Here is a 13149-nt window from a genome sequence, read left to right on the forward strand (position 1 = left end):
TGTCCTTAAGCCGCATCGCGCTTGGCGCCGTTACGGTAGGCCTCGACCGCAGCGATCAAGGCTTGCAGAATCGCGGCGCTCTCGCCGATCACCGACAGGTCGGCACGCTTGATCATGTCGCAGCCGGGGTCGAGGTTGATTGCCACCACCTTGTCGCAGGCGCCAATGCCTTGCAGGTGCTGGATCGCCCCGGAAATGCCCACGGCCACGTAAACCCGCGCGGTGACCCAGGTGCCACTGGCGCCGACCTGGCGATCACGCGCCATAAAGCCATCGTCCACCGCCACCCGCGAGGCGCCTTCGGTGGCGCCCAGCGCCGCGGCGGTCCGGTGGAACAGTGCCCAGTCCTTCACGCCATTGCCGCCGGAGAAAATAAACTCCGCTTCGGCCATGGGAATCGCGCCGGGGTCCACCGCCACCGCGCCGAGGTCTTCGATACGCGGCAAGCTGCGCGCCAAGGGTGTGGATAACTCCACGGGCAACGCTTCGTGACGTGTTTCGCTGACCGGTTCGGCGCACTCCACGGCCGCCAGGATCAGGCGCGGCAATTGCCGGGCCAGGTCTTCCTGGCCCGCACCCGCGCGGCCGATGCACTCCTCGCCCTTGATCTGCCACACCCGCGTGGCCGGGCGTTCCTTGAGGCTCGCGGCAAAGCGCCGCCCCAACTCACCACCGCCGCTGCGGCTGTCCGGCAGCAGCCAGTGGCGCGGGTTGAACTGGTTATCCACAGCCCGCAGGCCTTGCACGCGTTGCTCCGGTGAATAACCGTCGAATGCGTGACCTTCCAACACCAGCAGGCGATCAACGCCTGCCGTGGCAAAGGCACTTTCCTTGTGCTCGCCAAACACCACCGCCAGCACGGCGCCGTCGCTGCCGGCGAGTTGCCGCGCCAAGCCGAGCACGTCGCGGTCGTGGCTGCTCAGGCGGCCGCCGACCATGTCCGGCACCACGCTGATGTAAAACGCCGGCGCTGGCACCTGATGCAATGGCAACAGCACCTCCACCGCCGCTTTGCGCTTGGCCGCGCCGCCCTGCTGGGCACCGCTGCGGTCGATACGCTTGATACCGTTAGGGCCGATAAAACCGACCCCATGTACGTTCTTGCGGATGACGCCGTTGGGTCCCATCCAGCTGTGTTGCTGCGGCTGCATCGCCGCATGCAGTGGGTGCAGGCGGTTGCGGGCGATCCATTCGGCCCGTGGGTCTCGGCGGATAACGTCGCTCATCAATGCACCTCCGCAGGTTCACGTTGGGTTGCAGACTTGGCCGGTGCTGCGTCTTCAAGCAAAGCGTCAGCCACCAGTTCGGCGATGTCCTTGATCAATGGGCGTGGTTCAACCACACCTTCAAGCATCGCCGTGCACTGTGGACAACCCACGGCCACCAGCTCGGCGCCGGTTTCACGGATGTCGTCCATGCGCATGTCGGGAATACGTTGCTTGCCGGGAATGTCAGTGATCGGTGCACCGCCACCGCCACCGCAGCAGCGTGAACGGAAGCCCGAGCGTTGCATCTCCTTGACCTCGATGCCCAGCGCGCGCAGCACTTGGCGCGGCGCCTCGTATTCGCCGTTGTAACGGCCCAGGTAACAAGGGTCGTGATAGGTCACGCTGTTGCCTTTGTGCTGACCCAGGTTCAACGCGCCTTCGCCGATCAGTTCGGCCATAAAGGTGCTGTGGTGCTGCACCCGATAGTTACCGTTGAAGGCGCCGTACTCATTTTTCAGTACGTGGAAGCTGTGGGGGTCACAGGTGACGATGCGCTTGAAGCAGTATTTTTCCAGGGTCTGGATATTGCGCGTGGCCAACAGTTGGAACGTGGCTTCATCGCCCAGGCGCCGCGCGACGTCGCCGCTGTCGCGCTCTTCCAGGCCGAGCACCGCGAAGTCGACCTTGGCCGCTTTCAGCACTTTGACGAAGGCGCGCAGGGTGCGTTGGTTGCGCATGTCGAAGGCACCGTCGCCGACCCAGAACAACACGTCGGCGCTGCCTTTTTCACTGAACAGCGGCAGGTTCAGATCCGCCGCCCAATTCAGGCGGCCGCCCGGTGCGAAACCGCCGGGGTTATCGGTGGCGATCAGGTTTTCCAGGACTTCGGCACCCTTGTTCGGCGTCGCGCCTTTTTCCAGGGTGAGGTGGCGGCGCATGTCGACGATGGCGTCCACGTGCTCGATCATCATCGGGCACTCTTCCACGCAGGCGCGGCAGGTGGTGCATGACCACAGGGTTTGGGCATCCACCAGCCCGTTGACGATCGGCTGGTGCGGGTTGCCGCCGTGTTCGCCCACCGGTTTGCCGGGATACGGGCTGCCGGCGAACTTGGCATCAGTGCCACCGGCCAGGCCGACGACCATGTCCTGGATCAACTTCTTCGGGTTCAACGGCTGGCCGGCGGCGAACGCCGGGCACGCGGCTTCGCACTTGCCGCACTGCACGCATGCGTCGAAGCCGAGCAGTTGGTTCCAGGTAAAGTCCTTGGGTTTTTCCACGCCCAGCGGCGCGGTTTTATCGCTCAAGTCCAGCGGCTTCAGGCCGGTGGAGCGGCCGCCACCAAAGCGTTCGGCGCGGCGGTGCCAGGCCAGGTGCAGCGCACCGGCGAAGGCGTGTTTCATCGGGCCGCCCCAGGTCATGCCGAAGAACATTTCCGACACGCCCCACAGCACGCCCAGGCTGAGCAATGCCGCCAGTAGCCAGCCGCCGAAGTCGGCCGGCAGAATCCCGGCCACCGGCAAAGTCACCAGGAAGAAGCTCACCGAGAACGCCATCAGGCTTTTCGGCAGGCGCATCCACGGGCCTTTCGACAGGCGCGACGGCGGGTTACGACGGCGCAGATAGACAAACGTGGCGCCGACAAACATCAGCATCGACGCCAGCAGCAAGGCGTAGCCGAGGATGCGGTTATGCAGGCCGAAACCGTGCACCAGAATCGCCAGCAACGCCGAGAGCACAAAGCCCAGGGCGGTGGCGACGTGGGTGTTGGCGATGTATTTGTCGCGGGCCACCACGTGGTGCAGATCGACCATGTAGCGCTTGGGCATGGCCAGCAGACCGCCGAGCAGGTCGACCTTGGAGGCACGGCCGCGGCGCCACATGTTCACCCGGCGCAGGGCGCCCAGCAAAGCCAGGCCCAGCGCCGCGAACAAAAGAACAGGCAGCAAGGTGTTCAACATGGTGAAGCTCCCACAAACCGCACATATCTACTGTGAAACGGGCCTGAATGTGGGAGGGGGCTTGCCCCCGAAAGCGGTGGGTCAGCTACAGCTGTATCACCTGGCCCGCCGCCATCGGGGGCAAGCCCCCTCCCACCTTTTTGGCCGAGTTCACCTCGTCAGAAATCCTTGCACAGGCGCAGGGCGTCATAGATCGCGGCGTGGGTATTACGCTGCGCCACACAGTCACCGATGCGGAACAGCAAGTACCCCTCGCCCGGCTCGCTCAGGCACGGCTGCGGCTTGATCGCGAACAGCGCTTCGATGTCCATCTGGCCTTTGTTGCGCGAACCCTGCTTGAGCGCGTAGTAGATTTCCTCATCCGGACGCACACCGTTCTCGACCACCACTTGATCGACCACGCGTTCTTCCTTGGCGCCGGTATATTCGTTCTCCAGCACCGCCACCAGCTTGTCGCCTTCGCGGTAGACCTTTTCCAGCATCATGTCGCCGGTCATGATCACTTCTTTGGGGTACATGCTGCGGTAGTACGTCGGGAACGACGTACCGCCCACGGCCACGCCCGGCTTGATGTCATCGGTGACGATTTCGACCTGGCTGCCTTTGTCCGCCAAAAAGTCCGCCACCGACATGCCGGTGAACTCGCAGATGGTGTCGTACACCAGCACGTTTTTGCCCGGCGCGACCTTGCCGTCGAGCACGTCCCAACTGCTGACCACCAGGCCTTCTGCTGCGCCCCAGTGTTCGTTCTGCTCCAGGAACGGGTGCCCGCCGACGGCCAGCACCACCACGTCCGGGCGCAAGTCGAGGATCGCATCGGCGTTCGCCGCCACGCCCAGGCGCAGGTCCACGTTCAGGCGCGCCAGCTCCAGCTGGAACCAGCGCGTGATCCCGGCAATCTGGTCGCGCTGCGGCGCTTTGGAAGCGGTGGTGATTTGCCCGCCGATAAACTCTTTCTTCTCGAACAACGTCACGTCATGCCCACGCTCGGCGGCGACGCGCGCCGCTTCCATCCCGGCGGGCCCGGCACCGACCACCACGACTTTGCGTTTGGGCCCGGTGGATTTCTCGATGATGTGCGGCACGCCCATGTATTCACGCGAGGTCGCGGCGTTCTGGATGCACAGCACATCCAGCCCTTGGTACTGGCGGTCGATGCAATAGTTGGCGCCGACGCACTGCTTGATCTGGTCGATCTGGCCCATCTTGATCTTGGCGATCAGGTGCGGATCGGCGATGTGCGCACGGGTCATGCCGACCATGTCCACGTAGCCGCCTTCCAGAATGCGCGTGGCCTGGTTCGGGTCCTTGATGTTCTGCGCGTGCAGCACCGGGGCCTTGACCACTTCCTTGATGCCGGCGGCCAGGTGCAAAAACGGCTCCGGTGGATAACTCATGTTCGGGATCACGTTGGCCAGGGTGTTGTGGGTATCACAGCCCGAGCCGACCACACCGATAAAGTCCAACATGCCGGTGTCGTCGTAATACTTGGCGATCTGTTTCATGTCCTCGTGGGACAGGCCGTCCGGGTGAAATTCATCACCGCACAGGCGGATGCCGACGCAGAAATCCGGGCCGACCTCAGCCCGCACAGCCTTCAATACCTCAAGGCCGAAACGCATGCGATTTTCGAAGCTGCCGCCCCATTCGTCAGTGCGCTTGTTGACGCGCGGGCTCCAGAACTGGTCGATCATGTGCTGGTGCACCGCCGACAACTCCACGCCGTCCAGGCCACCGGCCTTGGCGCGCGCCGCCGCGCTGGCGTAGTTGCCGATCACGCGCCAGATTTCTTCCGGCTCGATGGTTTTGCAGGTGGCGCGGTGCACCGGCTCGCGGATGCCCGAGGGCGACAGCAGCGTGGGCCAATGCTCACCGTCCCAACGTGAGCGACGGCCCATGTGGGTAATCTGGATCATGATCTTGGCGCCATGCTTGTGCATGGCATCGGCCAGGTTCTGGAAGTGCGGGATGATGCGGTCGTCGGCCAGGTTCACCGACTTCCACCAGCCTTGCGGGCTGTCGATGGCCACACTGGAAGAACCGCCGCAGATCGCCAGGCCGATCCCGCCCTTGGCTTTCTCTTCGTAATACTTCACATAGCGGTCGGTGGTCATGCCGCCGTCGGTGGCATACACCTCGGCATGGGCGGTACTGAGCACGCGGTTGCGGATGGTCAGTTTGCCGATCTGGATCGGCGCGAACATTGCTTCGAAAGCCATGGCACGGTTCCTCGACTTACAACGGCTTGACGGTGAACAGGCCGTCGTCGTGGCCCTCTTCGGAGCCTCCGTACACTTGCTCGGCCACGGTGCGGATCTGGCTGCCGCGCGCCTGCAGAATCTGGTCCATGGCGCCGGCAAACCAGCCGGTGAACATGTAGTCGACCTTGCGCCCGACCTTGCCGTACACGTAGACAAATGCCGAGTGCTCGAGCTTGACGCTGGCGGTGCCTTTGTCGAGGTCGATGTCCTGGATCTTGAACAGGCCCCAGCCGCGTTGCGACAAGCGCTTCATGTAGTGTTCGAACACCGCGACGCCTTCCAGGCCGTGGCATTCAGCTTCTTTTTCACACCAGTGCCAGGCGGATTTGTAGCCGGCCTTGTAGAGGATTTCGGCGTAGGCCTCGCTGCCCAGGACTTCTTCAATGCCCATGTGGTTGTTGACGAAAAAGTGGCGCGGCACGTACAGCATCGGCAGGGCGTCGGAGGTCCAGACACCGGTTTCGCTGTCGACTTCGATAGGCAATTGCGGGGCGATCTTGGCCATGGAAACTTAACTCCAGAAAATTCGTTTGAATGCCCCAGGCACCGGATGGCCTGGGGAAAAGAAGTGTTGGCGGTGGCTTATTCGCCCCAGACGTCCTTTAAGACGTTGACCCAGTTCTCGCCCATGATCTTGCGCACCACGCGCTCGCTGTGACCGCGCTTGAGCAAGGTCTCGGTGAGGTTGGGAAACTCGCCCACGGTGCGGATGCCCAGCGGGTTGATGATCTTGCCGAAGCTGGTCAGGCGGCGGGCGTAGCCCTTGTCATGGGTCAGCATTTCGAAGAAATCCTGGCCATGGCCCTGGGTGAAGTCGGTACCGATGCCGATGGCGTCTTCGCCGACGATGTTCATGGTGTATTCGATGGCTTCGGCGTAGTCGTCGATGGTCGAATCAATACCCTTGGCCAGGAATGGCGCAAACATGGTCACGCCGACAAAACCGCCGTGGTCGGCGATGAACTTGAGTTCTTCATCGGATTTGTTGCGTGGGTGCTCTTTAAGCCCGGACGGCAGGCAGTGGGAGTAGCACACCGGCTTTTTCGATTCGAGGATGACTTCTTCGCTGGTTTTGGAGCCGACGTGGGACAGGTCGCACATGATGCCGACGCGGTTCATCTCGCCGACGACCTCACGGCCAAAGCCTGACAGGCCGCCGTCGCGCTCGTAGCAACCGGTGCCCACCAGGTTCTGGGTGTTGTAGCACATCTGCACCACGCCAACCCCGAGCTGCTTGAAGATCTCGACGTAGCCCAACTGGTCTTCAAACGCATGGGCGTTCTGGAAGCCGAAGATGATGCCGGTTTTGCCCTGTTCCTTGGCTTTGCGGATGTCGGCGGTGGTTTTCACCGGGATCACCAGGTCGCTGTTCTCACGGATCAGGGTCTGGCTGGCCACGATGTTGTTGATCGTGGCCTGGAAGCCTTCCCACACCGACACGGTGCAGTTGGCGGCGGTCAGCCCACCTTTGCGCATGTCCTCGAACAGGTCGCGGTTCCACTTGGCAATGATCAGCCCGTCGATAACGATGCTGTCGGCGTGCAATTGCGCTGGGCTCATCAGGCGTCCCCTTATTGGCGATTCATGCGCCGAATCGTCTGCCGGCGCTTTGGGGCCAGCATATGCCCAGGGGCTGAACGAACCGGGTGCAAAAACGACAGGGGAATTGCCGAAAGCGTCAATCCGCGACAAAGGCCTACATGACACGTCTGACTGACGACTGTTCTTTGTCTTACGCTTGAGCCAGAATTCCGCATCACCTGAAATGAGACGGCGCAATGAAATCGATTTTCCTGGCTTTGGCACTCATCGCAACCGGCGTCCACGCGGCCGAAGACACCGACAACACGCCCTGCGATGGCATCGAAAACGACAAACAAACCCTGGAATGCGCCACTTACAACAAAACCACCGCCGAACAATTGCTCAAAGACAACTATCAAGGCCTGCTGGAACGCATGGGTTCGACCTATGGCAGCAACAAGTCGCAATTGGCCGACATTACCGCTCGTCTGAAGGATGCTCAGCAAAAGTGGGAAAAACTACGTGACGCCGATTGCGCAGTGGACACCTTTCCGGCAGTCAACGGCAGCAAGGAATACGCGATTCAACTCAATGACTGCCTGGCGCGGATGAGTGATGAGCGGTCGGAGTTTTTGGAGTCGATCGGCCAGGAATAAGCCGGTTGCAAGCGCCAAGGATTATTGAAAAGGAATTCACATGTATTACCCACGCGAAGCGCAGAGGGATTTCCTCTACACGCGCGCCGCCCTGCTGTTTTTGGCCATGCTGATACTGTCGCTGATGCTGAGTTTGTCGGTGAGCCGGGGCGCACCTTTTGCACTGATAAAGGCGGCGCCCATCGAAACCATCGGGCACATCACCCAACTGGAACGCCTCAGCGCCTGGGCCTCCAGCATCAACGTGTATTACGCCTTCGAGCATGAAGACCAACGCATCGAAGGCATGGTGAACAACAGCAGCTACGTCGACGACCCTGGCTACGAAGTGGGCGGCCCGGTCCCCGTGGTGTACTCAAAATGGTTTCCGACGGTGCATAACATCAAGGCGAACTTTAAATCGAGTTCGCCTAACTTCTACATCATGAGCGTAAGCGTCGGCCTGATGGTGGTGTTCTCGATACTGATGTTCTGGACGGCGCATCAGATCTATCAACATCAAGAAGAAGACCGGCATTACTGATACTCGCCACTCAGCCCCATTTTTAATAGGCCATTGAATGACTATCTGCGGCATCGAAATCAAAGGCAGCGAAGCCATCATTGCTGTCGCCTCTCAGGACAATCAGGCGCTGACCCACGTCGCCCTGGCCACCAAGAAAATCGCGCTTGAGGATGACGATGAAGCGGCGAACGTCAAAGCTTTCGCCGCCCAGGTGAAGGCGTTTGTGCAGGCAAACGCCATCACCCGCATCGCGATCAAGAAGCGCAGCAAGAAAGGCGAATTTGCCGGTGGCCCGACCACGTTCAAGATTGAAGGCGTGTTTCAGTTGCTGGAGGGGGTTGAGGTGACACTGCTGTCGCCGCAGACCATCAATGCGCAGAACAAGAAGCACAACTTTGAGTTGCCGGCTTCGCTGAACAAGTATCAGCACGAGGCTTACAAAGCGGCGTGCTCGGCGCTGGTAAAGAAATAAACCACGACGCATGTCAGATGTGGGAGGGGGCTTGCCCCCGATGTCGGGTGTCAGTCATTTATAGGCTGCTGACCCACCGCTATCGGGGGCAAGCCCCCTTCCACATTGGTTTTGTGGTGCGCTTCAGCGCTTGTGCAGCAGCCAATCCCCGAATGACTTGTCTTCCAGGGCATACCCGCCACGGCTCGACTTCCACACCAGCTCCTTGTCGCGCAGCGCATCAATGCACGCCTGTATGGTCTGGGTGCCCGGCACCACATCGCTGCCCATGTCTTCCAGCGCCTTGCTGACCGCCGTGAGGGTGCTGTCGGTAAAGGGCGCAAAGGGTTCATTGTTTTGTGAACGCGCCACCATCACCTCCAGCACAGCGCGCTGGGGGACGGTGAGGTTGTTCCAGGCACTTTCGAACTCCGTCCACACGCCCGCGCGCAGGAATTCGGCGCGACTGTGCAGCAATTGGCCCAGGTTGCTGGCCTCACCCAGTTCCAGCGCCACCTCACCGATGATGGTGCGCAGCATCTCGGGGCGACGGCCGACCAACTCAAACGCCTCATCAATGTCGGCGGCGTCGAACTGATTGGTGCTGGCCAAATGCGCGTTGAGGTGCGCGGTGTAGGCTTGGGTGAACGCTTTGCCGAGCAAGGGAAACGGCGTGATGCTGGAACCGAAGAACGGCTGGCTTTTGCCCAACACCAAATGCGCCAGCTTGTCGCGGTTGGAACCGGTAAACACCAGGCGCAAGCCGCTGCCCTCCTCGTCACGGCCTTGGTTGAGCTGATCCCGGGCGGCCTTCAACGCGAACATCGCGTTGATACCGGACTCGGTGGTTAAAGCATGCTGGGCTTCGTCAATCACCAGCACCACAGGTTTTTCCGCCGCGCTGTGCAGCAACTCCAGGGCTTGGGTCAGTGTGGCACCGACGGGCAATTGTGGCTTGGTGAAGTCCCAGGACAGGGTGCGCAGAAAGCTTAGTTTCTCGATGCCAATGTTCTTGGCCAATTTGCGAATGCCCTTCTCAAAGGGAACCAGCGCAGCGGCAATGGCGCTGGCGATCAATTCCGCCGGATCTTTCTCTTTATCGGCCCAGAGATCGACATACACCGCCAGCCAACCCCGCAGCTGACACTCGGGGATCAGGTCTTCACGCAAAAAGGTGCTTTTGCCGGTGCGGCGCGGCGCCGCGAGAAACAGGCCAGAGGTAAAATCCTGAATACCGGCCCCCACCAAACCGTCGGCAATACTGCTTGCCAGGGCGGGGCGGCGAAACACGAAGCCGCTGTTCTTCGACATGCTTTTATACTCAATTATGGAAAGGACTATAAATTATAGTGGCGAGTATAATTGACTATAATTGCCCGTCAAACCGCCTCTCGTCGCCGATCCTCCCTTGGGCACTTGGCAAACCGCGCCCGATAGCTGCGCGTGAAGTAAGAAGGCGACTCAAACCCGCACGCAATACTCACCTCCAGCACACTCATGTCGCTCTGACGCAGTAGCTGCCGGGCTTTTTCCAGGCGCAGGCCGAGGTAGAAGTTGCTTGGCGTGTCGTTCAAATGCAGACGAAACAACCGCTCCAACTGGCGCCGGGTGACTTTGATCGCCTCGGCCAGTGCCAGGGTGGTCAGCGGCGGTTCGGTGTGTTGTTCCATTTCACCGATCACTTGCACCAGCTTCTTGTTGTTGATGCCGTAGCGCGTGGCGATCTGCATGCGCTGGTGGTCTTTGCGTGGGCGGATGCGCCCGAGTACGAATTGCTCGGAAACCTGGATCGCAAGGTCCGGGCCGTGGGCCTGGGCGATCAGGTCGAGCATCAGGTCGATGGACGCCGTGCCGCCCGCGCACGTGATGCGACGACGGTCGATTTCGAACAGCTCCTGGGTCACGGTGAGCTGTGGATAAGATTCCTTAAAGGCGTCAATAGCTTCCCAATGCAGCGTGAGGCGGTGGCCATCGAGCAAGCCGGCCTCGGCGAGCACACAGGCGCCCGTGTCGATGGCGCCGAGGGTGACGCCGTCGTGGTCGAGGCGGCGCAGCCAGTGCTCCAGCGCAGGCGTGGTGAACTTCAAGGGTTCGAAGCCGGCGACCACCATCAGCGTCGCGCCTTTTTTCAGCGGCTCCAATGCGGCGTCGGCATTGACCGACATGCCATTGCTCGCCAGCACCGCGCCGCCATCGGCGCTCAGCACGTGCCAGCGGTACAGCTCGCCGCGAAAGCGGTTGGCGACGCGCAGCGGTTCGAGCGCAGAGATAAAGCCGATGGCCGAGAAACCCGGCATCAGCAGAAAGTAGAAATCCTGGGACATGGTGGCGCTCTCGTAAGACGGGCAGCGTGGTCACTGTGATACGCCAGTTCAACCGGCCATTCAAGAGCACAGGTCGCTGCAGTGCAAGAGCGGGTCGCCGCCGTGCGTTTTGTCGGGCCCGAAGGTACGTAACTTGATGCCACGGCGCACAAAGACGCCGGAACCCACAATAACGACCTGCCGAGGGAACCACCATGAACCGACTGATCAGCCGCTGCGTGCTTGCACTCAGCGCCAGCGCCATTTTGAGCACCAGCGTACTCGCGGCCGATGCAGAATCTTGCCGGAACGTGCGCATGGGCGTGGTGAACTGGACCGACGTGATCGCCACCAGCGCCATGACCCAAGTGTTGCTCGACGGCCTCGGCTACAAGACCAAACAGACCAGCGCCTCCCAGCAAATCATCTTCGCCGGCATTCGCGACCAACGCCTGGACCTGTTCCTGGGTTACTGGAACCCGCTGATGACCCAGACCATCACGCCATTTGTCGACGCCAAGCAAGTCAAAGTCCTCGAAAAACCCAGCCTGGAAGACGCACGCGCCACCCTCGCCGTGCCGACTTACCTGGCGGACAAGGGCCTGAAAACCTTCGCCGACATCGCCAGGTTCGAGAAAGAACTGGGCGGCAAGATCTATGGCATCGAGCCAGGTTCGGGCGCCAACACCCAGATCAAGGCGATGATCGCCAAAAACCAGTTCGGCCTGGGCAAATTCCAGCTGGTGGAGTCCAGTGAAGCCGGCATGCTCGCCGCCGTCGACCGCGCGGTACGCCGCAAGGAAGCCGTGGTGTTCTTTGGCTGGGCGCCACACCCGATGAACGTCAACGTTGCCATGACCTACCTCACCGGCAGCGACGACGCCCTGGGCCCGAACGAAGGCATGGCCACGGTGTGGAGCGTCACTTCGCCGACCTACGCCGAACAGTGCCCGAACGTGCACAAGCTGCTGACCAACCTGACCTTCACCGCCGCCGACGAAAGCCGAATGATGCAGCCGTTGCTGGATCACAAAGACGCGCTCGAATCCGCCAGGCAGTGGCTCAAGGACCACCCGCAGGACCAGCAGCGCTGGCTGGAAGGCGTGACCACCTTCGATGGCAAACCGGCCGCAGCCAACCTGCAATTGACCAGCCAATAACCTGATCCGAATCACCGCGTCGCAGCCGCTGTTGGCTGCGAGCGGCATCACTACGCCCGCCTGTAAGGAACCGACTCATGAACCACGACGTCATCATCACCTGCGCACTCACCGGTGCTGGCGACACGACCGGCAGAAGCCCACACGTGCCGGTCACGCCCAAACAAATCGCCGCCGCCGCCGTGGAAGCCGCCAAGGCGGGTGCCACCGTGGTGCACTGCCACGTGCGTGACCCGCAAACCGGCAAATTCAGCCGCGACGTCGCGCTGTACCGCGAAGTGATGGAGCGCATCCGCGAGGCCGACATCGACATCATCGTCAACCTCACCGCCGGCATGGGCGGCGACCTGGAAATCGGCGGCGGCGAACACCCGATGGCGTTCGGCCCCAACACCGACCTGGTCGGCCCGCTGACGCGCCTGGCGCACGTGGAAGAGCTGCTGCCGGAAATCTGCACCCTGGACTGCGGCACGCTGAACTTTGGCGATGGCGACACCATTTACGTCTCCACCCCGGCCCAGCTGCGTGCTGGCGCCAAGCGTATCCAGGAGCTGGGCGTTAAGGCCGAGCTGGAAATCTTCGACACCGGCCACCTGTGGTTCGCCAAGCAGATGATCAAGGAAGGCCTGCTCGACAACCCGCTGTTCCAACTGTGCCTGGGCATCCCCTGGGGGGCTCCGGCCGACACCACCACGATGAAAGCCATGGTCGACAACCTGCCCGCCGATGCGGTGTGGGCCGGCTTTGGTATCGGCCGTATGCAAATGCCGATGGCGGCCCAAGCGGTGCTGCTGGGCGGCAACGTGCGCGTCGGCCTGGAAGACAACCTGTGGCTGGACAAGGGCGTGCTCGCCACCAATGGCCAACTGGTGGAACGCGCCAGTGAAATCCTCAGCCGCCTCGGCGCGCGGGTCATGACCCCGGCGCAAGGTCGAATCAAGATGGGCCTGACCAAGCGCGGCTAACTTCCTGCCGAAACCGAATTAAAAAGGTGGGAGCGGGCTTGCTCGCGAAGGCGGTGAATCAGTCACCGAATGCAACAACTGACACACCGCCTTCGCGAGCAAGCCCGCTCCCACATTTGAACCGGTTCCTCACACAGAATTTGCGAATACTTTAG

12 protein-coding genes are annotated in these 13149 nt (G+C 61.5%); 5 read left to right on the forward strand and 7 right to left on the reverse strand.

The features are described 5' to 3' along the window. Positions 1 to 5: 5 nt before the first annotated feature. The 5 genes from etfA to AACW30_RS00390 all read right to left on the reverse strand — a co-directional run bounded on the left by etfA (position 6) and on the right by AACW30_RS00390 (position 6990). Positions 6 to 1226, reverse strand: coding sequence for an electron transfer flavoprotein subunit alpha (etfA, locus tag AACW30_RS00370; protein WP_200622091.1), 1221 nt, complete (start codon positions 1224 to 1226; stop codon positions 6 to 8). Beyond that, the gene (gene dgcB / locus AACW30_RS00375; protein ID WP_200622093.1) at positions 1226 to 3169 is read right to left on the reverse strand and encodes a dimethylglycine demethylation protein DgcB; all 1944 of its coding nucleotides are present in this window, start codon (positions 3167 to 3169) and stop codon (positions 1226 to 1228) included. Before dgcB ends, etfA begins: the two co-directional genes overlap by 1 nt. 158 nt (positions 3170 to 3327) lie before the next feature. Then, complete coding sequence (dgcA, locus tag AACW30_RS00380; protein ID WP_119737562.1) at positions 3328 to 5388, reverse strand: dimethylglycine demethylation protein DgcA; 2061 nt, start codon at positions 5386 to 5388, stop codon at positions 3328 to 3330. Between the two features lie 16 nt (positions 5389 to 5404). Continuing rightward, positions 5405 to 5935 (reverse strand): DUF5943 domain-containing protein, encoded by a 531-nt coding sequence (locus AACW30_RS00385; protein WP_106575592.1) that lies wholly within the window; start codon positions 5933 to 5935, stop codon positions 5405 to 5407. A 77-nt stretch (positions 5936 to 6012) separates the two neighbouring features. Further along, complete coding sequence (locus AACW30_RS00390; RefSeq protein WP_119737560.1) at positions 6013 to 6990, reverse strand: dipeptidase; 978 nt, start codon at positions 6988 to 6990, stop codon at positions 6013 to 6015. A gap of 218 nt (positions 6991 to 7208) precedes the next feature. Between AACW30_RS00390 and AACW30_RS00395 the strand changes: the two genes are divergently transcribed. The 3 genes from AACW30_RS00395 to AACW30_RS00405 are packed head-to-tail and all read left to right on the forward strand — an operon-like array spanning position 7209 to position 8587. Continuing rightward, entirely contained in the window at positions 7209 to 7610 is a 402-nt protein-coding gene (locus tag AACW30_RS00395) for a lysozyme inhibitor LprI family protein (RefSeq protein ID WP_119737558.1), read from the forward strand. A gap of 40 nt (positions 7611 to 7650) precedes the next feature. Next, on the forward strand, positions 7651 to 8133 hold the full coding sequence (locus tag AACW30_RS00400; protein WP_200622095.1) for a hypothetical protein: 483 nt from the start codon (positions 7651 to 7653) through the stop codon (positions 8131 to 8133). A gap of 37 nt (positions 8134 to 8170) precedes the next feature. Further along, positions 8171 to 8587 carry a DUF3010 family protein gene (locus AACW30_RS00405; RefSeq protein WP_106575595.1) on the forward strand — a complete coding sequence of 139 codons (417 nt, stop codon included), beginning with the start codon at positions 8171 to 8173 and terminating at the stop codon, positions 8585 to 8587. A 123-nt stretch (positions 8588 to 8710) separates the two neighbouring features. Here the strand turns inward: AACW30_RS00405 and AACW30_RS00410 are convergent, their stop codons facing one another. Together AACW30_RS00410 and AACW30_RS00415 are read right to left on the reverse strand one after the other, a co-directional pair. Beyond that, a complete protein-coding gene (locus AACW30_RS00410) occupies positions 8711 to 9877 on the reverse strand; it encodes an AAA family ATPase (protein ID WP_106575596.1) in 1167 nt (388 codons plus the stop codon). Positions 9878 to 9945: 68 nt separating this feature from the next. Beyond that, the gene (locus tag AACW30_RS00415) at positions 9946 to 10890 is read right to left on the reverse strand and encodes a GlxA family transcriptional regulator (protein WP_200622097.1); all 945 of its coding nucleotides are present in this window, start codon (positions 10888 to 10890) and stop codon (positions 9946 to 9948) included. Positions 10891 to 11084: 194 nt separating this feature from the next. Between AACW30_RS00415 and AACW30_RS00420 the strand changes: the two genes are divergently transcribed. After that, positions 11085 to 12029, forward strand: a complete 945-nt coding sequence (locus tag AACW30_RS00420; protein ID WP_106575598.1) for a choline ABC transporter substrate-binding protein — start codon at positions 11085 to 11087, stop codon at positions 12027 to 12029. Between the two features lie 77 nt (positions 12030 to 12106). Further along, on the forward strand, positions 12107 to 12994 hold the full coding sequence (locus AACW30_RS00425) for a 3-keto-5-aminohexanoate cleavage protein (protein WP_200622099.1): 888 nt from the start codon (positions 12107 to 12109) through the stop codon (positions 12992 to 12994). Positions 12995 to 13149 lie beyond the last annotated feature (155 nt).

Source organism: Pseudomonas sp. MF6747 (assembly GCF_963890955.1).
Taxonomy (GTDB): domain Bacteria; phylum Pseudomonadota; class Gammaproteobacteria; order Pseudomonadales; family Pseudomonadaceae; genus Aquipseudomonas.